Below are 20,742 nucleotides of genomic sequence, written 5' to 3'. Positions count from 1 at the left end.
GTACAGGTTGGGAACCGCCCTGGCGCTGAGCGTTCAGCCGGTGCGATGGCCGGTTCAGCGCTCACTGGGGTAGAACTCGCCCTCCAGCCCCTGGGCGAGCACCCGCTGGCGCACCTGGGCTTCGGCCCAGGCCACGCGCTGCGCGCGCTCGGGCTCGGCCAGCCGCACCCACAGGCGGCGCAGGTTCTGCTCGTGGGTGCCCTCGCTGAGCATGTCGTGGCTGACCACCGGGCGGCCGCGCCAGAGGCAGAATTGCCCCGCCTCGGTGAGTGGCTGGCGCGGGCCTTCAGGGCCGGTCACCCATAATTCCAGGGTGCCGCGCAGGTCGGCGCTGGGCAGTTCGTGTTCGTTGAGCAGGATGTCCATGGTAGCGGTACTCGGTCATGCATCTGTCACTTTGACCGCGGCCACCACGGCAGGTTTTCAGGGCTTCGGCACACAGGTTAAACTCTCGGCTTTCCGTGCACGCCCACAACCCCGCAGAGGCTCCCAGATGACTCACAAGATCTACGTCGACGGCCAGGAAGGCACCACCGGCCTGCGCTTGCTCGATTACCTCGGCAAGCGTGACGACATCGAACTGCTGCGCATCGACGAAGCCAAACGCAAAGACCCGATCGAGCGCGGCCGCCTGCTCAACGCCGCCGACCTGGCCTTCCTCTGCCTGCCCGACGCCGCCTCGCGCGAAGCGGTCAGCCTGCTGGAAAACCCCGACACCTGCGTGATCGACGCCAGCACCGCGTTCCGCACCGACCCGGCCTGGGTCTACGGCCTGCCGGAACTGGCCGCCGGCCAGCGGGAAAAACTGCGCGCCAGCAAGCGCATCGCCAACCCCGGTTGCCACGCCACCGCGTTCATCCTGCTGGTGCGCCCGCTGGTCGACGCCGGCCTGCTGCCGGCCAGCACGCTGCTCAGCGCCACCTCGATCACCGGCTACAGCGGTGGCGGCAAGCAGATGATCGCCGACTACCAGGCCGGCGGCCCGGCCCTGCACAGCCCGCGCCCCTACGCGCTGGGCCAGCAGCACAAGCACCTGCCGGAAATGCGCGTGCAAACCGGCCTGAACGAAGTGCCCGTGTTCAACCCGATCGTCGGTAACTTCCTCAAGGGCCTGGCGGTGACGATCCCGCTGCACCGTGCCCAGCTGGCCGCGGGCGCCACCCCGCAAGCCCTGCAGGCGGCGTTGGCCAAGCACTACGCCGGCGAGCAGTTCATCCGCGTGCTGCCGTACGGCGACGACGCCAGCAACCTCGATGGCGGCTTCTTCGACGTGCAGGGCTGCAACGATACCAACCGCGCCGACCTGTTCGTGTTCGGCAATGACGAGCGCATCAACCTGGTGTGCCGCCTCGACAACCTCGGCAAAGGCGCCGCCGGGGCCGCGGTGCAGTGCATGAACGTGCACCTGGGGGCGGATGAGGCCACTGGGCTTTAACTGCTTTTGGGGCCCTCTTGAACGAGGGTGAAAAGCCTTGAATTCTTCAGGTGGTTTTATAGGGCGTATGGGCTGCCTGGCCTCTCGCCCGGCACAGCCGGAGTGCTGTTCACTTAAGCAACTTCACGGCTTTAAGGAAGGGATGAATCTGTGAGCTCTGCTGATTTTGTGCATGAGCTTCAGGGCCCCTCGCCCGGCACAGCCGGCCTCCCACCAGATTTGTGTAAGTATTTGTTTTACGAGGCAACACAGAATCCGTGGGAGGCCGTGGTCCGGCACTCCGGCTGTGCCGGGCGAAGGGCCCTGGGCTTCACATCGGCCCCTGCAGTTTCTTCAACCGCGACGCCAGCGTGGTCGGCTTGATCCCCAACAGCTGCGCGGCCCCATCCGGCCCGAACAGCTTGCCTTGGCAAGCCTTGAGCGCGGCCTGGGTGTTGTCCAGTTCCAACTGGCGCAACTCGGCGTCGGTCAATACCCGGGCCGGCAGCGCCGCCGGCGTGGGCGCCGGGTCGCTGGGCAGCACGATGTCCAGCTCGGCCCCGCGCGAGGTGATCAGCGCCCGTTCGATCACGTTCTGCAACTCGCGGATGTTCCCCGGCCAGCTATAGCGCTGCAACTGCTCTACATCGCCGCGGCGCAGGTGGCGGCCGGGCAGGTTGAGGCGCTGGCCGATCTGCGCCACGAAGTGCGCGGCCAGCGGCGCGACGTCTTCGGGGCGCTCGCGCAGCGCCGGTGACGTGAGCGGAAACACGTTCAGGCGAAAGTACAGGTCTTCGCGAAAATGCTTGGCCGCCACCTCCGCGCGCAGGTCGCGGTTGGTCGCCGCGACGATGCGCACATCGACCTTGCGCGTGCGCTCCTCGCCGACCCGCTCGAACTGCCCCTCCTGCAACACCCGCAGCAGCTTGCTTTGCAAGTCCAGGGGGATTTCGCCGATCTCGTCGAGAAACAACGTGCCGCCATCGGCCAGCTCGAAGCGCCCGGTGCGGTCACGCAGGGCCCCGGTGAAGGCGCCGCGCACATGGCCAAAGAACTCGCTCTCGAACAAGTCCGCCGGGATCGCCGCGCAATTGACCCGGATCAACGGCTGGCCGGCGCGCTTGCTGGCCTGGTGGATGGCGCGGGCGATCAGCTCTTTGCCAGTGCCAGATTCACCGTGGATCAACACGCTGGCATCGGTGGGCGCGACCACGTCGATCTGCCGCACGATCTTCAGGATCGCCTCGCTCTGCCCGACGATTTCGCGGTAGCTGTGCTCGATGCGGATTTCTTCCTGCAGGTAGGCGTTTTGCGCCTCGAGGCGCTGCTTGAGCTGCTGCAGTTCGCTCAGCGCCTGTTGCAGTTGCAACTCGGTGCTGCGCCGCTCGGTGATGTCACGGAACACCACCACCGCGCCGACGATACGGCTGTCGGCGATCACCGGGGTGCTGGTGAATTCCACCGGGAAACAACTGCCGTCGCGGCGCCAGAACACCTCCTGGCGGCCTTCGTGGACGACGCCGTCGTGCACCGCGCGGTAGATCGGGCAGTGTTCGACCGGGTAGTGGCTGCCGTCGGCGTGGCTGTGGTGGTGAATGCGGTGGATGTTCTTGCCGATCATGTCGGCCGGCTCCCAGCCAAGCATGCGTGCCCCCGCCGGGTTGACGAAGGTGGCCAGGCCCTGGCTGTCGATGCTGTAGATGCCGTCGCCCACCGCGCCGAGCAGCAGATGGTTGTCGCGTTCGGTTTCCTGGAACAGGTTGAGGATGTTGCGCCACTCCAGCAGCCCGCCGCGCATGGTCCGCTCGGTGCTGGCCTGGTCGCGCTGGTAACGCTGTGCGCTCTGTTCGCGCAGCACCAGCACCAGCCGCGGGCGGCCGTGGCCGGCCAGGGTAGTGGCGGACACCTCCAGTTGCAGGCGCTCGCCACTTTTGCACTGGCAACTGAGGCCATCGCTCCAGCCGCGGCCCTTGTCCATCACCGCCTGGGTGAACACGATCAAATCCGCCAGTTGGTGGCCGAACAGCCGGCTGACTGCACGCTCTAGCAGTTGCTCGCGGGGGTAGCCAAACAGCGCGCAGGCGGCGATGTTGAGGTCAACGAAGCGGTCGGCCCAGGGGTCGAGCACGGCAATGGCTTCGGCGCAGTGCTCGAAGGCCATGTGCCGGGAGGCATAGGCGAGGTCTGCCCAGGCTTCACTGTAATCGGTCTCGCTCATGGCACGAACTCTCGTACTGGCGGCTACGAAAGATCGTATTAGTACAGTTTTCCGTAGCGCGCAAACAGCGGCAGTTGGTGGCTAAAAAACCGTATCAGATGGGTTATTGCCGGTAAAACAACGGGTTGAACAACCTCTTCGAAAGTTGGCACGGCCCTCGCTCTATTCGGTTGACGCCTCGCCAGCCAGGCGCGGCGCTTCAAGCCCACGGAGACGAAGCGATGCCCAGCGTGAACATCGAGCACTACAAAGACGGCGACTTCCTGGTCAACTACGAAGAAAAGGTTTTCGAGGACGTAAAAGCCGAGCCCGGCGAAAAGGCCCTGCTGACCTTCCACACCATTGCCTTCGAAGGCTCGATCGGCCTGGTCAACATGCTCCAGGCCAAGCGCCTGCTGCGCAAGGGCTTCGAGACCAAAGTGCTGCTGTACGGCCCGGGCGTGCAACTGGGCGTGCAACGCGGCTTCCCGACCCTCGGCGCCGAGGCCTTCCCCGGGCACCTGGCGGTGAACAACCAGATCAAAGCGTTCATCGCCGAGGGCGGTGAGGTGTACGCCTGCCGCTTCGCCCTGCAGGCGCTGTACGGCCAGACCGAAAAAGCCCTGATCGAAGGCATCCGCGCGATCAACCCGCTGGATGTGATGGACCTGCGCCTGCTGATGCGCCGCGAAGGCGCGATGATCATCGACACCTGGACCGCCTGAACCCCGCCCGCCTCCGCCGCGGCCGGCGGGGGCCTTGCTAGGAGCCTTGCGATGACCTTACTGCGCGCTGCCGCGGTGCAGTTCAGCCCGGTGCTGTACTCCCGCGACGCCACCGTGGCCAAGCTGTGCCAAACCCTGCTAGACCTAGGCCGCGAAGGCGTGCGCCTGGCGGTGTTCCCGGAAACCGTGGTGCCCTACTACCCGTACTTCTCGTTCGTGCAGGCGCCGGTGGCCATGGGCCGTGAGCACCTGAAACTGATGGAACAATCAGTGGCGGTGCCCTCCAGCGTGACCGAGCAGATCGGCGAGGCCTGCCGCGAGGCCGGCATCGTGGCCTGCATCGGGGTGAACGAGCGCGATGGCGGCACCCTCTACAACGCCCAGTTGTTGTTCGACGCCGACGGCCGCCTGGCCCAACACCGGCGCAAGATCACCCCCACCTACCACGAGCGGATGGTCTGGGGCCAAGGCGACGGCAGTGGCCTGCGCGCCACCGACACTGCCGTCGGGCGCATCGGCGCGCTGGCCTGCTGGGAGCATTACAACCCGCTGGCGCGTTACGCGTTGATGGCCGACGGCGAGCACATCCACTGCGCGATGTTCCCCGGCAGCCTGGTCGGCCAGGTGTTCGCCGAGCAGATCGAAGTGACCATCCGCCACCACGCCCTGGAAGCCGGCTGCTTTGTGGTCAACGCCACCGCCTGGCTCAGCGCCGAGCAGCAAGCCCAGGTGATGGCCGACACCGGCTGCGCGCGCGAGCCGATCTCCGGCGGCTGCTTTACCGCGATCGTCTCCCCGGAAGGCAAGCTGCTCGGCCAGCTCAGCGAAGGCGAAGGGGTGGTGGTGGCCGACCTCGACCTGAACCTGATCGCCAAGCGCAAACGGATGATGGACTCGGTCGGCCACTACAGCCGCCCAGAACTGCTCAGCCTGTTGATAGACCGCCGCCCGGCGCGCCACCTGCACGAACGCCAGCCCGGCTTCGAGGCGGTGCGGCATGGCTGACCTCGCGCTTGGCCTGCTCAGCGAACTGCAATGCCACGGCGTGCGCTGGCAAGGCGACGGCGGCCTGGCGCGCAAGGGCGGCGCCGGCCCCTCGGACCACAAGGCCCTGAGCCTGGGCGAGCACACCGCCATGGTGCCGATGCTCAACCTCGCCTCCCAGGCCTCGCCCTACAGCGCGGTGCCGGATGCCCGCGGCGAGCAGGCGGTGATCTTCCGCGACGGCCAGGCCCTGGGCCAGGTGCGCCTGCCGGGGGTGCCGAGCTTCTATGGGCTGAGCACCGCCGACGGCACCCCATACTGGAAAATCGCCACCCTGCACAGCCGTGACGTGCTCGCCACCACCGTGCTGCAACACTGCATCCGCATGAACGACGCCAGCAGCGCCTGCCAGTTCTGCGCCATCGGGCAATCGCTGGAGGCCGGCAAGACCATCGCCCGCAAGCGCCCGGCGCAACTGGCCGAAGTCGCCGAAGCGGCGGTGCGCCTGGATGGCGTGAAGCACATGGTGATGACCACCGGCACGCCGAACACCCCGGACCGCGGCGCGGCGATCTTGTGTGAATCGGCCGCGGCGGTGACCGCGCGGGTGGCGCTGCCGATCCAGGCACAGTGCGAGCCGCCCGACAGCGACGCCTGGTTCGGCCGGCTGAAGGCGGCCGGGGTGGTCTCGCTCGGCATGCATTTGGAGGCGGTCAGCGAGGCGGTGCGCGCGCGGATCATGCCGGGCAAGGCGCAGGTGCCGCTGGCGCGTTACTTCAGCGCCTTCGAGGCGGCGGTGAAGGTGTTCGGCCACGGCCAGGTGAGCACCTACATCCTCGCCGGGCTGGGCGACAGCGGCGACGCCATCGCGCAGATGAGCGAGCGCCTGGCGGCGATGGGCGTGTACCCCTTCGTGGTGCCCTTCGTGCCGATCGACGGCACGCCCCTGGCCAGCCACCCGAAACCGTCGAGCGCGTTCATGCAGGCGCTGTACCCGCGCATCGGCCAGAGCCTGCGCCGCCACGGCCTGCGCGCCGCAGACGTTCATGCCGGCTGCGCCAAGTGCGGCGCCTGCTCGGCCCTGCGCCAACACGAATGAGGAGCGCCGCCATGGCCGAACATGCCTTTGCCCTGATCGATTCGACGTTTGCCGAGTTTCGCGCCGGCGAGGTGGTGGTCAAGCCCGCCGAGCACGAGTGGGAGCGCCACGGTTACTACCGCTTGCGGCGGGCGGTGTTCACCGCCGAGCAAGGCCTGCTGGCCCAGGACCGCGACGCCCATGACTTCGCCGCCGTGGCCATCGTCGCGGTCGCCGGCCACTGCGGCATGCCCGACGAAGTGGTCGGCGCGGTGCGCATCTACTCACCCGAACCGGGCCTGTGGTACGGCGGCCGCCTGTGCGTGGCGGCGGCCTACCGGCGCCACGCGCTGATCGGCAGCGCGCTGGTCAACGAGGCCGTAACGCGGGCCCAGGAGCTGGGCTGCGAACGCTTTTTGGCCACCGTGCAGCAGGCCAACGAGGGTTACTTCCACAGCCTGCACTGGCACACCCTGCAGGCCCTGGAGCTGCACGGCCAAGCCCACTGCCTGATGCAGGCGCAGCTCGAGCGCTACCCGTTCATGCCGCGCCAACTGCCGCTGGTGGCCTGCCAGGGGCGCCGCCATGGCTGAACTCGCCGCCTTGCTCGCGCCCTTGCGCAACAGCCCGGCGCTGCTCGCCAAGCAGCGCATCGCCCACAGCGCCCGCGCCCTGGCGGCCCAGGCGCACAGCCTGGAACAGGCCTACGCCCTGCCCGGCGATGATTGCGCGGCGCTGAAAACCGCCCACGGCTACCAGTTGCTGGCCATCGAAGGCATGTTGCCGGCGTTTGTCGAAGCCGCGCCGTGGTTCGCCGGGTGGTCGGCGGTGATGGCCAACGTCAGCGACATCACCGCCATGGGCGGGCGCGCCACGGCCGTGGTCAACGCCTTCTGGCACCACGATGGCGCCGCCGCCGGCGAGCTGCTGCAAGGCATGCAGGCGGCCTGCGCGGCCTACGCGGTGCCGATGGTCGGCGGCCACACCAGCCTGGCTGCGGGCACCCCGGGCAACCTCGCGGTGGCGATCAGTGGCCACGCCCAGCGGCTGCTCTCCAGCCTGCACGCGCGGCCCGGCCAGGTGTTGGCGATGGCCGCCAGCCTGGACGGCCAGTGGCACGGCGCAGCGCCCTACTTCAAGGCCTTCGAAGGGGTGCCGGGGGCGCGCCTGCGCGACCAGCTCGAGGTGCTGCCCCGGCTGGCCGAGGCCGGCTGGGTGTGCGCCGCCAAGGACGTCTCGAACGCCGGCATTCTCGGCACCCTGTTGATGCTGCTCGAAGCCCGCGGCCTTGGCGCGCGGGTGCACCTCGAGGCGCTGCCACGCCCGCCCGGGGCGCCACTGGGGCGCTGGCTGCAGGCGTTTCCCAGCTACGGCTTCTTACTGGCGCTGGACGCCCGCCACCTGCCGGCGGTGCGTGATGCCTTCGCCTTCGAAGGCCTGAGCTGCGAGGCCTTTGGCGAACTCGACGGCAGCGGCCAGTTGCACGCCCACCTGGGCCCGGAGCAGGCGCTGTTCTGGGACCTGAACCACACGCCACTGACCGGCTACCACTACCCGCACCTGGAGGCCTGAAATGCCCGCCGTGAACATCCGCCTGCGCTGGCCTGATGGCCAGGAAAGCACCAGCTACAGCCCCTCGACCTCGATTTACGAGTACCTCGAGGCCGGCCACAGCTACCCGCTCGATGAATTCCTCAGCCGAGCCGAACAGGGCCTGAACGCCGCCAGCGAGCGGGTGAAACAGGTCAAGGGCTTCTATTGCAGCTCGGCGATGGACAGCCTCGCCGGGCTACGCCTGCACGCCCGCCGCTTCCAGGGCCAGGCTGCCCAGGTACAGGTGCTGGCCCTGCAGCAGCAGGGCGCCGGCCAGGTGAACTACCGCCAGTTCGGCGACCTTTGAAGGAGCACACCCCATGACCCACTACAGCGCCATCGTGATCGGCGGCGGCCAGGCCGGGATCGCCGCCAGCCACTACCTGCAACAGCACGACATCGACCACCTGGTGCTGGAAAAGCACCGCCTCACCCACACCTGGCGCGAGCAACGCTGGGACACCTTCTGCCTGGTCACGCCGAACTGGCAATGCGCCTTGCCCGGCTACCCGTACACAGGCCAAGACCCCCACGGCTTCATGAAAAAAGACGAGATCATCGCCTACCTTGATGGCTACATCGCCGCGGTCAAGCCGCCGGCCCGCGAAGGGGTGACCGTGCAGCGCCTGGCGCGCCGCGCCGAGGGTGGCTTTGCCCTGCACACCAGCGCTGGGGCGTTCAGCGCCGACCAGGTGATCGTCGCCAGCGGCGGTTACCACACACCGATCATCCCGCGCCTGGCCGAGCGCCTGCCGGCGGGGATCACTCAGTTGCATTCCGAGCAATACCGCAACCCCGCCGCGCTGCCCGCCGGCGCGGTGCTGGTGGTGGGCTCGGGGCAGTCGGGCGCGCAGATCGCCGAAGACCTGCACCTGGCCGGGCGCCAGGTGCACTTGGCCGTCGGCGACGCGCCGCGCTGCGCGCGCTTCTACCGCGGCAAGGATGTGGTCGACTGGCTGGCCGAGATGGGCTACTACGACATCGGCGTTGACACCCACCCACTGCGCGAAGGCGTGCGCGACAACACCAACCACTACGTCACCGGCCGCGACGGCGGCCGCGACATCGACCTGCGCCGCTTCGCCGCCGAAGGCATGCGCCTGCACGGCCGGCTGGAAGCCTTCGAGGGGAATGCGCTGCGCTTCGCCGGCAACCTCGGCGCCAGCCTGGACGCCGCCGACGCGGTTTACAACCGGATCAACGCCAGCATCGACCAGTACATCAGCGCACACGGCATCGAGGCCCCGCCCGGCGGCGCCTACCAGCCAGGCTGGCAGCCCGCGGCCGGCGCCAGCGCACTGAACCTGGCCGCCGAAGGCATCAGCACGGTGATCTGGTGCATCGGCTTTACCCCGGATTTCTCCTGGGTAGAGCTGCCGGTGTTCAACGGCAAGGGCTACCCCGGGCATGTGCGCGGGGTCAGCGCCGAGCCGGGGCTGTATTTTCTCGGGTTGCCGTGGCTGTACACCTGGGGGTCGGGGCGCTTCAGCGGGGTGGCGCGGGATGCCGAGTACGTGGTGGAGCATCTGGCAGGGAGGGTTTGAGGGCCCATCGCCCGGCACAGCCGGAGTGCCGGACCACGGCCTCCCACCAGATTTGTGTTAGTGCTTGATTTACAAGGTAACACAGAGCCCGTGGGAGGCCGGCTGTGCCGGGCGAAGGGCCAGTCAGGTCATGCGCTCAGTAAAACCATTTGAAGAAATCAGGGCTTTTTTAAACCCGATTTAGCGCTCTGATTGCTTAAGTGAACAGCATTACGGCACAGCCGGGCGAAGGGCCCTACAGCCAAGCCCAATAGGCAACCCCGCCCGCAAAGCGCTAAGATGCCCGCCCGCTTCTGCTCGCCCCAAGGACGCCCGTGGCCCGCAAATCCCGACGAGACACTCCCCAGCCCGGGGCCGCCCCGCTGCCGGTGACCGTGACCGACGTGGCCCAGCGCGCCGGGGTGTCGCCGATCACCGTGTCGCGGGCGATCCACCGCCCGGAGCGGGTCAACCAGGCCACCCGCGTGCGGGTGCTGGAGGTGGTGCGGGAGATGGGCTACGTGCCCAACCTGCTGGCCGGCAGCCTGGCCAGCAGCCGCAGCCGGCTGGTGGCGATCCTGCTGCCGACGCTGACCAACTCCCCCTACAGCGCGGTGATCCAGGCCGCCACCGACCGCCTCACCGAAGCCGGTTACCAGGCCTTGCTCGGCCCCACCAGCTACAGCGCAGAAAAAGAAGGCGCGCTGCTCGAGGCCATCCTTGGCCGCCGCCCCGACGCACTGGTGATCACCGGCCGCCTGCACAACCCCGCCAGCCGCCAGCGCCTGCTGGGCGCCGGGGTCCCGGTGGTAGAAGCCTGGGACCTTTCCGCGCAACCACTGGACATCCAGGTGGGGTTTTCCCACGAAGCCGCCGGCCGGCACATCGCCGACCACTTTTTTGCCAAGGGGGTGCGCCGCGTCGCCGCGGTGTCGGTGATCGACGCCCGCGCCGCGCGGCGCCACGGCAGCATGGCGGCGCGCCTGGGTGAACTGGGCGCGCCGCCGGTACCGGTAGAAGTACGACCACTGCCGGCTAGTTGGGAAGTGGGCCGCGCGGGCCTGGCGGCGTTGCTGGCGCGCGATCCGCAGCCGCCGGAACTGGTGATGTGCAGCTCTGACACCGTGGCCCTCGGGGTCATCGCCGAAGCCGCCAGCCGCGGCCTGCGGGTGCCCCAAGACCTCCGCGTGCTGGGTTTCGGCGACAGCGTCAATGGCCGTTTCGCCTGGCCGGCGCTGTCAACGGTGAGCATTCACGCCAGCGCCATGGGCATCGAAGTGGCCGAGGCGCTGCTGCGGCGCTTCCACGGCCAGCCCACGGAAACCCACGTCGATACCGGTTTCACGCTGATCGAACGGGCCAGCACTTAGTCCGCCACGCGGCACCGTTTGTAAGAAAATTTGTATCTGCCTCTTGAATGATAACGTTATCTGAATATGATGATCACGTTATCCGTTGTACGACGACTAACAACTAAGCTGCCGATCCGCCCCGCACACAAAAACAAACCCGTGGGAGCTTCACGCCATGCAAGAAACCAAGCAGACCCGCGTCCGCTATCTGATCCTGTTCATGCTGTTCCTGGTGACGACGATCAACTACGCTGACCGCGCGACCATTTCCATCGCCGGCTCCAGCCTGCAAAAAGACCTCGGCATCGACGCCATTTCCCTGGGTTACATCTTCTCCGCCTTCGGCTGGGCCTACGTCATCGGGCAGATCCCGGGCGGCTGGCTGCTCGACCGCTTCGGCTCGAAAAAAGTCTACGCCGCGGGGATCTTCCTCTGGTCGGTGTTCACCATGATGCAAGGCTGGGTCGGTGAGTTCGGCACCGGCACCATCGTGCTCGCGCTGTTCGCCCTGCGCATGCTGGTCGGCCTGGCCGAAGCGCCGTCGTTCCCGGGCAACGCGCGGATCGTCGCCGCCTGGTTCCCCACCAAGGAACGCGGCACCGCCTCGGCGGTGTTCAACTCGGCGCAGTACTTCGCCACCGTGCTGTTCGCGCCGATGATGGGCGCCATCGTTTACCACCTGGGCTGGCAGCATGTGTTCGTGGTGATGGGCGGCCTGGGCATCGTGATTTCCGGCATCTGGTGGGTGACCATCTACGGCCCGAAAGAACACCCCCGCGCCAACGCCGCCGAGGTGCAGTACATCGCCGAGGGCGGTGGCCTGGTCGACCTCGACCGCCCCAACGAGAAAAAAGACACCGGCCCGAAATGGAGCTACATCGGCCAGTTGCTGAGCAACCGCATGATGGCCGGCATCTACCTGGGCCAGTTCTGCATCAACGCGCTGACGTACTTCTTCCTGACCTGGTTCCCGGTCTACCTGGTGCAGGAACGTGGCATGACCATCCTCAAGGCGGGCTTCGTCGCCTCGCTGCCGGCGGTGTGCGGCTTTATCGGTGGCGTGCTCGGCGGGGTGATCTCCGACTGGCTGCTGCGCCGGGGCAAATCCCTGAGCGTGGCGCGCAAGGTGCCGATCGTCGGTGGCATGCTGCTGTCGATGAGCATGATGCTGTGCAACTACGTGGACGCCGACTGGATGGTCGTGGGCTTCATGGCCCTGGCGTTCTTCGGCAAGGGCATCGGCGCCCTGGGCTGGGCGGTCATGGCCGACACCGCGCCCAAGCAGATCGCCGGGCTCTCGGGCGGGCTGTTCAACATGATTGGCAACATCAGCTCGATCACCACCCCGATCATCATCGGCTACATCATCGCCACCACGGGCTCGTTCAAGATGGCGCTGGTGTTCGTGGGCGTGAATGCCTTCGTGGCGGCGTTCAGCTACCTGTTCATCGTGGGCGACATCAAACGGATCACCCTCAAGGGTGTGAAGGACGACGAAGCGGCCGATGGCGGCAATGTGGAGGCGGCGGCGCGGTAGGGCCAACCCTGCCAGCCACACCTGGGGCCGCGCTCACGCCTGGCCCTGGTATTACTTCGCTCAAGCAGGAACAAGCCCTTCACGGCTTCATGGAGCGGATCAATCTGTGAGCTCTGCTGATTCCGTGCATGAGCTTCAGGGCCTATCGCCCGGCACAGCCGGCCTCCCACGGGTTCTTTGTTGCCCCTTAAATCAAGTACTTACACAAATCTGGTGGGAGGCCGGCTGTGCCGGGCGATGGGCCAGTCAGGCCATGCGCTAAGTACAACCATTTGAAGAAATCAGGGCCTTACACCCTCAATTTAGCGCTGTGATTGCTTAAGTGAACAGCATTACGGCACAGCCGGCCTCCCACGGGTTCGGTGCTGTCTCGTAAATCAATGGCTTACACAAATCTGGTGGGAGACCGTGGTCCGGCACTCCGGCTGTGCCGGGCGAGGGGCTCTGAAGGTCAAGCGCTCAGTCAAGTCATGTGAAGAAATCAGGGCTCTTCACCTTCAATTTGGCGCTTTGATTAGTTAAGTGAACAGCATTACCTTGATAGTGCTCTTGCCCGAGCCATTCGGGCCCGCGAACACCCTAAGCCTGGGGACTGGCATCGTCGCCCGCGCGCCGCATGGTGATCGTTTTACCTTTCGCGACCTTGCGCCGAGGCGCCGCCTGGCGGATAACCGTGCGGCTTCCGTCAGGGTGCGCCTCGACGAGGTTCGAGCCTTCGACTATCAGCACGCTGCGGCCAGCGGAGAGGGCGCGAAAATGCGCGGCCTGGGTGGCCACCGCGGCGATGCCCGGGATGCCTCGCTCCAGGTTGAGCGTTTCTTCTTCAGATAGGGGGTGGCCTGCTTGTGCTGCCATAGGTTGCTCCAGAAGCCATCTAGCTGTTTGAGGGTACGAGGACAAGAGGCCTCTGGACAAGAGGCAGCATCATTTACACCGCTTCGGATACAACCGCGGCGCCCCCTCCGGCCGTGACTTGAAGCGCCGGTGCGCCCACAGGTACTGCTCCGGGCATTCCCGGATCGCCCCTTCTACCCATTGATTGATGCGCAGGCAGTCGGCCTCCTCGGTGTCGCCCGGGAAGCCTTCGAGCGGTGGGTGCACCACCAGCTTGTAGCCCTGCGCGCCCGGCAGCCGTTGCTGGGTGAACGGCACCACGCGGGCCTTGCCCAGCTTGGCGAACTTGCTGGTGGCGGTCACCGTGGCGGCCTCGATGCCGAACAGCGGCACGAACACGCTCTGCTTGGCGCCGTAGTCCTGGTCCGGGGCGTACCAGATCGCCCGGCCCTTGCGCAGCAGCTTGAGCATGCCGCGCACGTCTTCGCGTTCCACCGCCAGAGAGTCGAGGTTGTGCCGCTCGCGGCCGCGGCGCTGAACGAAGTCGAACACCGGGTTTTTATGCTCGCGGTACATGCCGTCGATGGTGTGCAACTGCCCGAGCAAGGCGGCGCCCACTTCAAGGGTGGTGAAGTGCGCGGCCATCAAAATGGCACCCTCGCCCGCCGCCTGCGCCGCCTGCAAATGCTCCAGCCCTTCGACGTGTGCCAGGCGCGCCAGGCGGGCCTTTGGCCACCACCAACTCATGGCCATTTCGAAGAAGGCGATGCCGGTGGAGGCGAAGTTTTCGCGCATTAAACGCTGCCTTTCGACGAACGGTAATGCCGGGAAGCACAGCTCCAGGTTTCGCGCCACGATTGCGCGCCGTTCCTGGGCAAACACCTGCATCAACCGGCCAACACCGGCGCCCAGGCGCAACAGCACGCCGTAGGGGAGCTGGACCACCAGCCAGAGCAACCCCAGCCCCAGCCACAGCGGCCAGTGGCGGGGGTGCAGGTAGGCGCGGTTGAAATGCGTGCGGGCCATGGATGATCCTGGGTCATAAACAAAGCCGGGCATTCTACATGGGTTCCATGCAGCTTGCGGCTGCGGGGCGTAATCGTTATAAGTCTCGGCACTTTTTACGAAAAAGCGCTATTTGCCGACATGAGCCAAACCGAAGCATTCGATCAGGAACCGGTGTTCCAACTTAAAGGCAGCATGCTCGCCATTACCGTACTGGAACTGGCGCGCAATAGCCTTGAAGCGCTGGACCGGCAATTGGCCGCCAAGGTGGCGCAGGCGCCGAACTTTTTCAGTAATACACCGCTGGTGCTGGCGCTGGATAAACTTCCGGCCGGCGAAGGCACCCTCGATTTGCCCGGGCTGATGCGCGTGTGCCGCCACCATGGCCTGCGCACCCTGGCGATCCGCGCCAGCCGCATCGAAGACATCGCCGCGGCGATCGCCATCGACCTGCCGGTACTGCCGCCGTCCAACGCCCGCGAGCGCCCGGTAGAGCTGCCGGCTGAGAAAAAACCCGAGGCCGCCCCGGCCGAGCCCGCGGCGCCGCTGGTGCAACCCACGCGGATCATCACCCAGCCGGTACGCGGCGGGCAGCAAATCTATGCCCAGGGCGGTGACCTGGTGGTGGTCAGTTCAGTGAGCAGCGGCGCGGAACTTCTCGCCGATGGCAACATCCATGTCTACGGCCCCATGCGCGGCCGCGCCCTGGCTGGCATCAAGGGCGATACCAAGGCACGGATTTTCTGCCAGGTGCTGGGGGCGGAACTCGTTTCGATCGCCGGGCAGTACAAGGTCAGCGAAGACCTGCGCCGCGACCCGCTCTGGGGGGCCGGCGTACAGATCAGTTTGAGTCAGGATGTGTTGAACATCACCCGCCTTTAACGGATACTGCCGCCATTTTATGTGCAACTTCAAAGAGCGGCAGCCATCGCCGCCAGAAGTTTTTAAAGTCATGTTTCAGGGGCATCGGCCTCTGTTTTCCTGTTAGGGGTGAAACACCTTGGCCAAGATTATCGTGGTTACTTCCGGCAAGGGTGGTGTAGGCAAGACCACCACCAGCGCCGCCATTGGCACCGGGCTCGCCTTGCGCGGCCACAAGACCGTTATCGTCGACTTCGACGTCGGCCTGCGTAACCTCGATCTGATCATGGGCTGCGAACGCCGCGTGGTGTACGACTTCGTCAACGTGGTCAACAAAGAAGCCACGCTGACCCAGGCGCTGATCAAAGACAAGCGCCTCGAAAACCTCTACGTGCTGGCCGCCAGCCAGACCCGCGACAAAGACGCGCTGACCCAGGAAGGCGTGGGCGAGGTGATCGAAGAACTGTCGAAAACCTTCGAATTCGTGATCTGCGACTCCCCGGCCGGTATCGAAAAAGGCGCAAGCCTGGCGATGTACTTCGCCGACGAGGCGATCGTGGTGACCAACCCGGAAGTGTCGTCGGTACGCGACTCCGACCGCATGCTCGGCCTGCTGTCGAGCAAGTCCAAGCGCGCCAGCGAAGGCCTCGACCCGATCAAGGAACACCTGCTGCTGACCCGCTACAACCCCGAGCGCGTGAGCAAGGGCGAAATGCTCGGCGTCGAAGACGTCGAGGAAATCCTCGCCATTCGCCTGCTGGGCGTGATCCCGGAATCGCAAGCAGTGCTCAAGGCGTCGAACTCCGGCGTGCCGGTGATCCTCGATGACCAGAGCGACGCCGGCCAGGCCTACAGCGACGCCGTAGACCGCCTGCTGGGCAAGGAAATGCCGCATCGCTTCCTCGATGTGCAGAAAAAGAGCTGGATCGCCCGCTTGTTTGGAGGTCGTGAATGAATATTTTCGACTTCTTTCGTGACCGCAAAAAAGGCAGCAGTGCCTCGGTCGCGAAAGAGCGTCTGCAAATCATCGTGGCACACGAACGTGGCCAGCGGACCACGCCGGATTACCTGCCTGCCCTGCAAAAGGAGCTGGTCGAGGTGATCCGCAAGTATGTGTCCATCGACAACGACGACGTGCACGTGGCCCTGGAGAACCAAGGCAGCTGCTCGATCCTGGAGTTGAACATCACCCTGCCGGATCGCTGATCCGGCCGCACCGCGCTGCCCGGGCCCGCCCCGGGCACAGTGCGTTCGAAGAGACTGGCAATGCCGCTGTCCAACATCCGCATCCTCCACGAGGATGCCGCGTTCCTAGTGGTCGACAAGCCGACCCTGCTGCTGTCGGTGCCTGGCCGGGCCGACGACAACAAAGACTGCCTGATCACCCGCCTGCAGGAAAACGGCTACCGCGAAGCGCTGATCGTCCATCGCCTGGACTGGGAAACCAGCGGGATCATCCTGCTGGCGCGCAACCCCGACGCCCACCGCGAGCTGTCGCGGCAGTTCCACGACCGCGAAACCGAAAAAGCCTACATCGCGCTGTGCTGGGGCAACCCCGCGCAGAACAGCGGCAGCATCGACCTGCCGCTGCGCTACGACCCGCCGACCAAACCGCGCCACGTGGTCTGCCATGAGCACGGCAAGCACGCGCTGACCTACTGGCGAGTGCTCGAGCGCTTCGCCGAGCATTGCCGGGTCGAGCTCACGCCCATCACCGGCCGTTCGCACCAGTTGCGCGTGCACATGCTCAGCCTCGGCCACCCGCTGCTGGGCGACCGCCTGTACGCCGAAGGGCCGGCGCTGGCGGCCCAGCCGCGGCTGTGCCTGCACGCCGCGATGCTCGGTTTCAGCCACCCGGTGACCGGCGAGCGTTTACGTTTCGAGTGCCCGGCGCCGTTCTGAGGGCGGCGGGCCCTGCCTCAATCATGGCGATAGGCTAGAATCGGCCCATCGCAGCCTGGAGTACACCCATGCGTGACACGCTCAACCAGGGCCTGATCGACTTCCTCAAGGCCTCCCCCACGCCCTTCCACGCCACCGCCAGCCTGGCCAAGCGCCTGCAGGCCGCCGGCTACCAACGCCTGAACGAACGCGACGCCTGGGCCATCCAGCCCGGCGGGCGCTATTACCTGACCCGCAACGACTCCTCGATCATCGCCTTCCGGATGGGCCGGCAATCCCCCGTGGCCCACGGCATCCGCCTGGTCGGCGCGCACACCGACAGCCCGTGCCTGAAGGTCAAGCCGCAGCCCGAGCTGCAGCGCCAGGGCTTTTTGCAACTGGGCGTGGAAGTGTACGGCGGCGCCCTGCTGGCGCCGTGGTTCGACCGCGACCTGTCGCTGGCCGGGCGGGTCACCTTCCGCGTGGGCGGGCAGGTCGAGAGCCAGCTGATCGACTTCAAGGCACCGATCGCGATCATTCCCAACCTGGCCATCCACCTCAACCGCGGGGCCAACGAGGGCTGGGCGATCAACGCGCAGAACGAACTGCCGCCGATCCTGGCCCAAGTGCCCGGCGCCGAGCGCTTTGACTTCCGCGCGCTGCTGGCCGAGCAACTGAACCGCGAGCACGGCCTGAACGCCGACGTGGTGCTCGACTACGAGCTGGCCTTCTACGACACCCAGGGCGCCGCGGTGGTGGGGCTGAACGAAGATTTCATCGCCGGCGCGCGGCTCGACAACCTGCTGTCTTGCTACGCCGGCCTGCAGGCCCTGCTCAATGCCGAAGGCGAGGAAACCTGCCTGCTGGTGTGCACCGACCACGAAGAAATCGGCTCAAGCTCGGCTTGTGGCGCCGACGGCCCGATGCTCGAACACACCCTGCAGCGGCTACTCCCGGACCACGCCGACTACGTGCGCACCGTGCAGCGCTCGCTGTTGATCTCCGCCGACAACGCCCACGGCGTGCACCCCAACTACGCCGACAAGCACGACGGCAACCACGGGCCCAAGCTCAACGCCGGGCCGGTGATCAAGGTCAACAGCAACCAGCGCTACGCCACCAACAGCGAAACCGCCGGGTTCTTCCGCCACCTGTGCATGGCCGAGGAAGTGCCCGTGCAAAGCTTCGTGGTGCGCAGCGACATGGGCTGTGGCTCGACCATCGGCCCGATCACCGCCAGCCACCTGGGCGTGCGCACTGTCGACATCGGCTTACCCACCTTCGCCATGCACTCGATCCGCGAACTCGCCGGCAGCCACGACCTGGCCCACCTGGTGAAGGTGCTCGGCGCCTTCTACGCCAGCCAGGAACTGCCCTGAATGCGCGCCCTGGCGCGCTGGGCGCTGTGGCTGTGCCTGGCGCTGGGGCTGGGCACTAACGCCTTCGGCGCCGGCCTGCCGAGCCTGCTCAGCGGCAGCAAGGCCCAGCCGGAAGCCACCGAGCCCTTGGGCCCGTCACTAGACCAGGTGATCAAAACCCTCGAAAACGACCAGCAGCGCACTCAGTTGCTGGCCGACCTGAAGAAGCTCCGCGACGCCACCGCCAAGGCCCAGGCCCAGCAGGAACAGGGCGTGCTCGGGCTGATCGGCGGCAGCCTGCGTGAGCTGGAGGCGCAGTTCAGCGGCGACGCCAGCCCGTTCGCGCGCTGGGCCGATGAGCTGAGCCTGGCCCGCGATGAGCTGGCCGAACGCTCGCTGACCCCGGCCGAATGGGTGCCGGTGATCGGCGTGTTCGCCCTGGTGCTGCTGGCCTGGAGCCTGCTCGCCTATGGGTTGATCTGGCTGGGGCAGAAGGTGCGCGAGCGCTTCGGCCTGCCCGAAGAACTGCCGCAACACCCGCGTACCTGGGACCTGCTGCGCTTTGCCCTGCGCAAACTCGGCCCTTGGTTGGTGGCGCTGGTCATCACCCTGTTCATCGGCTACTTCGCGCCCTCCTCGCTTGGCAAGGACCTGGCCATGGTGCTGGCCTACGCGCTGGTGGTGGGCACCTGCTTCTCGGCCATCTGCGTGATCGCCTTTTCCCTGCTCGACGGCCCGCACCGCCACCGCGCGCTGTTCATCCTGCGCCGGCGGGCTTTCCGCCTGCTGTGGCTGGTGGGCAGTTTCGCCGCCTTCGGCGAGGCCCTCAGCGACCCACGGCTGGTGGCCGCCCTTGGCGTGCACCTGGCGCAAAGCGCGGCAACCCTGGCCAACGTGCTGGCGGCGCTGTGCAGCGGCTGGTTCATCCTGCGCTTCCGCCGGCCGGTGGCGCATTTGATCTGCAACCAGCCGCTGCAACGGCGCCTGCAGCGCCGGGCCTTTACCGACACCCTCGAGGTGCTCGGCACCTTCTGGTACATCCCGGCGGTGGTGTTGGTGGCGGTGTCGCTGCTGTCTACGTTCGTCTCGGCCGGCGACACCAGCACCGCGCTGCGCCAGGCGCTGATCTGCACGGTGCTGTTGATTCTCTGCATGGTGCTCAACGGCCTGGTGCGCCGCCACGCCACCCGCCCGGCCAAGCACCCACGGCGCCATGCGCTGTACTCCGAGCGGCTGAAAAACTTCGGCTACACCCTGGTGCACCTGGCGGTGTGGGCGCTGTTCATCGAGCTGGGCTTGCGCGTGTGGGGCTTGTCGTTCCTGCGCTTCACCGAGGGCGATGGCCACGACATCAGCGTGCGCCTGCTCAGCCTGGGCGGCACGCTGTTGCTGGCCTGGCTGGTGTGGATCCTCGCCGACACCGGCATCCACCATGCCCTGAGCCGCTCCCGCAAGGGCATGGCCAACGCCCGCGCGCAAACCATGATGCCGTTGATCCGCAACGTGCTGTTCGTGGCGATCTTCGTGATCGCCGCGATCGTCGCCCTGGCCAACATGGGCGTGAACGTCACCCCGCTGCTGGCCGGCTTTGGCGTGATCGGCCTGGCCATCGGCTTTGGCGCGCAGTCACTGGTGGCGGATTTGATCACCGGGCTGTTCATCATCGTCGAAGACTCCCTGGCGATCGACGACTACGTTGATGTGGGCGGCCACCTGGGCACGGTCGAAGGGCTGACCATTCGCACGGTGCGCCTGCGCGACATCGACGGCATCGTGCACACCATCCCGTTCAGCGAAATCAAGAGCATCAAGAACTACTCGCGGGAGTTCGGCTACGCCATCTTCCGCGTGGCCATCCCCCACAGCCTGGGCATCGACGCGGCGATGAAACTGATCCGCGAAGTGGGCCAGAAGATGCGCCAAGACCCGCTGCTGCGCCGGGAAATCTGGTCGCCGCTGGAGTTCCAGGGGGTGGAGAGCTTCGAATCCGGCACGGCGATCCTGCGCGCCCGCTTCAAGACCGCGCCGATCAAGCAATGGGAAGTGTCGCGGGCATTCAACCTGCTGCTCAAGCGCACCCTCGACGAAGCCGGCATGGACCTGGCCACCCCACGTTTGAGCGTGCAGGTGGTCACGGCGGGGGCGCCCGTTACCAAGCCGGTGGTGGAGTGAAGGGCCCTTCGCCCGGCACAGCCGGAGTGCCGGACCACGCCCTCCCACCAATTTTTTTGTAAGCACCTGATTTACAAGGCAACACAAAACCCGTGGGAGGCCGTGGTCCGGCACTCCGGCTGTGCCGGGCGAGGGGCCCTGAAGCTCAGGCACGGAACCCGCAGAGCTCACAGATTGATCCCTTCCATAAAGCCGTGACAGCGCTTAAGTGAACAGAGCGCTTAATTG

20 protein-coding genes are annotated in these 20,742 nt (G+C 66.5%); 16 read left to right on the top strand and 4 right to left on the bottom strand.

The genetic code is table 11. From position 1 onward, the window contains the following. Nucleotides 1-54: 54 nt before the first annotated feature. On the bottom strand, nucleotides 55-366 hold the full coding sequence (locus ACFZCE_RS14355) for a hypothetical protein (RefSeq protein WP_390940030.1): 312 nt from the start codon (nucleotides 364-366) through the stop codon (nucleotides 55-57). 127 nt (nucleotides 367-493) lie between these two features. Here ACFZCE_RS14355 and argC point away from each other — a divergent pair, with 127 nt between their 5' ends. After that, entirely contained in the window at nucleotides 494-1,435 is a 942-nt protein-coding gene (gene argC / locus ACFZCE_RS14350; protein ID WP_390940028.1) for an N-acetyl-gamma-glutamyl-phosphate reductase, read from the top strand. A gap of 310 nt (nucleotides 1,436-1,745) precedes the next feature. Here the strand turns inward: argC and ACFZCE_RS14345 are convergent, their stop codons facing one another. Beyond that, nucleotides 1,746-3,632 carry a sigma 54-interacting transcriptional regulator gene (locus tag ACFZCE_RS14345; RefSeq protein ID WP_390940026.1) on the bottom strand — a complete coding sequence of 629 codons (1,887 nt, stop codon included), beginning with the start codon at nucleotides 3,630-3,632 and terminating at the stop codon, nucleotides 1,746-1,748. A gap of 221 nt (nucleotides 3,633-3,853) precedes the next feature. Here ACFZCE_RS14345 and ACFZCE_RS14340 point away from each other — a divergent pair, with 221 nt between their 5' ends. The 9 genes from ACFZCE_RS14340 to ACFZCE_RS14300 all read left to right on the top strand — a co-directional run bounded on the left by ACFZCE_RS14340 (nucleotide 3,854) and on the right by ACFZCE_RS14300 (nucleotide 12,403). Further along, a complete protein-coding gene (locus ACFZCE_RS14340; protein WP_390940024.1) occupies nucleotides 3,854-4,336 on the top strand; it encodes an MSMEG_0572/Sll0783 family nitrogen starvation response protein in 483 nt (160 codons plus the stop codon). A 51-nt stretch (nucleotides 4,337-4,387) separates the two neighbouring features. After that, nucleotides 4,388-5,341 carry a Nit6803 family nitrilase gene (locus ACFZCE_RS14335; protein ID WP_390940022.1) on the top strand — a complete coding sequence of 318 codons (954 nt, stop codon included), beginning with the start codon at nucleotides 4,388-4,390 and terminating at the stop codon, nucleotides 5,339-5,341. Continuing rightward, nucleotides 5,334-6,419, top strand: a complete 1,086-nt coding sequence (locus ACFZCE_RS14330; RefSeq protein ID WP_390940020.1) for an MSMEG_0568 family radical SAM protein — start codon at nucleotides 5,334-5,336, stop codon at nucleotides 6,417-6,419. The genes ACFZCE_RS14335 and ACFZCE_RS14330 overlap by 8 nt, the downstream gene beginning before the upstream one ends. Nucleotides 6,420-6,430: 11 nt before the next feature. Continuing rightward, nucleotides 6,431-6,991: an MSMEG_0567/Sll0786 family nitrogen starvation N-acetyltransferase gene (locus ACFZCE_RS14325; protein ID WP_390940018.1), complete on the top strand. Its 561-nt coding sequence runs from the start codon at nucleotides 6,431-6,433 to the stop codon at nucleotides 6,989-6,991. Next, nucleotides 6,984-7,970, top strand: coding sequence for a sll0787 family AIR synthase-like protein (locus tag ACFZCE_RS14320; RefSeq protein WP_390940016.1), 987 nt, complete (start codon nucleotides 6,984-6,986; stop codon nucleotides 7,968-7,970). The genes ACFZCE_RS14325 and ACFZCE_RS14320 overlap by 8 nt, the downstream gene beginning before the upstream one ends. A gap of 1 nt (nucleotide 7,971) precedes the next feature. Then, on the top strand, nucleotides 7,972-8,298 hold the full coding sequence (locus ACFZCE_RS14315) for an MSMEG_0570 family nitrogen starvation response protein (RefSeq protein WP_390940014.1): 327 nt from the start codon (nucleotides 7,972-7,974) through the stop codon (nucleotides 8,296-8,298). A gap of 13 nt (nucleotides 8,299-8,311) precedes the next feature. Next, nucleotides 8,312-9,535, top strand: a complete 1,224-nt coding sequence (locus tag ACFZCE_RS14310) for an MSMEG_0569 family flavin-dependent oxidoreductase (protein ID WP_390940012.1) — start codon at nucleotides 8,312-8,314, stop codon at nucleotides 9,533-9,535. 314 nt (nucleotides 9,536-9,849) lie between these two features. Next, on the top strand, nucleotides 9,850-10,884 hold the full coding sequence (locus tag ACFZCE_RS14305; protein ID WP_390940010.1) for a substrate-binding domain-containing protein: 1,035 nt from the start codon (nucleotides 9,850-9,852) through the stop codon (nucleotides 10,882-10,884). Nucleotides 10,885-11,041: 157 nt separating this feature from the next. Further along, a complete protein-coding gene (locus tag ACFZCE_RS14300) occupies nucleotides 11,042-12,403 on the top strand; it encodes a D-galactonate transporter (protein WP_390940008.1) in 1,362 nt (453 codons plus the stop codon). A 579-nt stretch (nucleotides 12,404-12,982) separates the two neighbouring features. Here the strand turns inward: ACFZCE_RS14300 and ACFZCE_RS14295 are convergent. Together ACFZCE_RS14295 and ACFZCE_RS14290 are read right to left on the bottom strand one after the other, a co-directional pair. After that, nucleotides 12,983-13,258 carry a hypothetical protein gene (locus ACFZCE_RS14295; protein ID WP_390940006.1) on the bottom strand — a complete coding sequence of 92 codons (276 nt, stop codon included), beginning with the start codon at nucleotides 13,256-13,258 and terminating at the stop codon, nucleotides 12,983-12,985. A gap of 69 nt (nucleotides 13,259-13,327) precedes the next feature. Further along, nucleotides 13,328-14,263 carry a lipid A biosynthesis lauroyl acyltransferase gene (locus ACFZCE_RS14290; RefSeq protein WP_390940004.1) on the bottom strand — a complete coding sequence of 312 codons (936 nt, stop codon included), beginning with the start codon at nucleotides 14,261-14,263 and terminating at the stop codon, nucleotides 13,328-13,330. 120 nt (nucleotides 14,264-14,383) lie between these two features. Here ACFZCE_RS14290 and minC point away from each other — a divergent pair, with 120 nt between their 5' ends. The 6 genes from minC (at nucleotide 14,384) to ACFZCE_RS14260 (ending at nucleotide 20,514) form a co-directional block, all read left to right on the top strand. Next, the gene (gene minC / locus ACFZCE_RS14285) at nucleotides 14,384-15,124 is read left to right on the top strand and encodes a septum site-determining protein MinC (RefSeq protein ID WP_390940002.1); all 741 of its coding nucleotides are present in this window, start codon (nucleotides 14,384-14,386) and stop codon (nucleotides 15,122-15,124) included. A gap of 118 nt (nucleotides 15,125-15,242) precedes the next feature. After that, nucleotides 15,243-16,058: a septum site-determining protein MinD gene (minD, locus tag ACFZCE_RS14280; protein WP_390940000.1), complete on the top strand. Its 816-nt coding sequence runs from the start codon at nucleotides 15,243-15,245 to the stop codon at nucleotides 16,056-16,058. Further along, nucleotides 16,055-16,309: a cell division topological specificity factor MinE gene (gene minE, locus ACFZCE_RS14275; RefSeq protein ID WP_390939998.1), complete on the top strand. Its 255-nt coding sequence runs from the start codon at nucleotides 16,055-16,057 to the stop codon at nucleotides 16,307-16,309. The genes minD and minE overlap by 4 nt, the downstream gene beginning before the upstream one ends. 60 nt (nucleotides 16,310-16,369) lie before the next feature. Further along, complete coding sequence (locus tag ACFZCE_RS14270; protein WP_390939996.1) at nucleotides 16,370-17,005, top strand: RluA family pseudouridine synthase; 636 nt, start codon at nucleotides 16,370-16,372, stop codon at nucleotides 17,003-17,005. Nucleotides 17,006-17,073: 68 nt separating this feature from the next. Then, complete coding sequence (locus ACFZCE_RS14265) at nucleotides 17,074-18,363, top strand: M18 family aminopeptidase (protein ID WP_390939994.1); 1,290 nt, start codon at nucleotides 17,074-17,076, stop codon at nucleotides 18,361-18,363. Continuing rightward, entirely contained in the window at nucleotides 18,364-20,514 is a 2,151-nt protein-coding gene (locus tag ACFZCE_RS14260; RefSeq protein WP_390939992.1) for a mechanosensitive ion channel domain-containing protein, read from the top strand. It abuts the gene before it with no gap. Nucleotides 20,515-20,742 lie beyond the last annotated feature (228 nt).

The organism is Pseudomonas sp. NPDC007930 (genome assembly GCF_042958985.1).
Classification (GTDB): Bacteria; Pseudomonadota; Gammaproteobacteria; order Pseudomonadales; family Pseudomonadaceae; genus Aquipseudomonas.
This window is presented reverse-complemented; position numbering and strand designations above follow the sequence as displayed.

Bases quoted from the DNA above. Each gene is read 5' to 3' on its own strand.
- ACFZCE_RS14335 (WP_390940022.1), top strand. From the start codon at position 4,388: ATGACCTTACTGCGCGCTGCCGCGGTGCAGTTCAGCCCGGTGCTGTAC.
- minE (WP_390939998.1), top strand. From the start codon at position 16,055: ATGAATATTTTCGACTTCTTTCGTGACCGCAAAAAAGGCAGCAGTGCC.
- ACFZCE_RS14265 (WP_390939994.1), top strand. From the start codon at position 17,074: ATGCGTGACACGCTCAACCAGGGCCTGATCGACTTCCTCAAGGCCTCC.
- ACFZCE_RS14310 (WP_390940012.1), top strand. From the start codon at position 8,312: ATGACCCACTACAGCGCCATCGTGATCGGCGGCGGCCAGGCCGGGATC.
- ACFZCE_RS14300 (WP_390940008.1), top strand. From the start codon at position 11,042: ATGCAAGAAACCAAGCAGACCCGCGTCCGCTATCTGATCCTGTTCATG.
- argC (WP_390940028.1), top strand. From the start codon at position 494: ATGACTCACAAGATCTACGTCGACGGCCAGGAAGGCACCACCGGCCTG.
- ACFZCE_RS14270 (WP_390939996.1), top strand. From the start codon at position 16,370: ATGCCGCTGTCCAACATCCGCATCCTCCACGAGGATGCCGCGTTCCTA.
- ACFZCE_RS14340 (WP_390940024.1), top strand. From the start codon at position 3,854: ATGCCCAGCGTGAACATCGAGCACTACAAAGACGGCGACTTCCTGGTC.
- ACFZCE_RS14320 (WP_390940016.1), top strand. From the start codon at position 6,984: ATGGCTGAACTCGCCGCCTTGCTCGCGCCCTTGCGCAACAGCCCGGCG.
- minC (WP_390940002.1), top strand. From the start codon at position 14,384: ATGAGCCAAACCGAAGCATTCGATCAGGAACCGGTGTTCCAACTTAAA.
- ACFZCE_RS14260 (WP_390939992.1), top strand. From the start codon at position 18,364: ATGCGCGCCCTGGCGCGCTGGGCGCTGTGGCTGTGCCTGGCGCTGGGG.
- ACFZCE_RS14355 (WP_390940030.1), bottom strand. From the start codon at position 366: ATGGACATCCTGCTCAACGAACACGAACTGCCCAGCGCCGACCTGCGC.
- ACFZCE_RS14295 (WP_390940006.1), bottom strand. From the start codon at position 13,258: ATGGCAGCACAAGCAGGCCACCCCCTATCTGAAGAAGAAACGCTCAAC.
- ACFZCE_RS14330 (WP_390940020.1), top strand. From the start codon at position 5,334: ATGGCTGACCTCGCGCTTGGCCTGCTCAGCGAACTGCAATGCCACGGC.
- ACFZCE_RS14315 (WP_390940014.1), top strand. From the start codon at position 7,972: ATGCCCGCCGTGAACATCCGCCTGCGCTGGCCTGATGGCCAGGAAAGC.
- ACFZCE_RS14325 (WP_390940018.1), top strand. From the start codon at position 6,431: ATGGCCGAACATGCCTTTGCCCTGATCGATTCGACGTTTGCCGAGTTT.
- ACFZCE_RS14345 (WP_390940026.1), bottom strand. From the start codon at position 3,632: ATGAGCGAGACCGATTACAGTGAAGCCTGGGCAGACCTCGCCTATGCC.
- ACFZCE_RS14290 (WP_390940004.1), bottom strand. From the start codon at position 14,263: ATGGCCCGCACGCATTTCAACCGCGCCTACCTGCACCCCCGCCACTGG.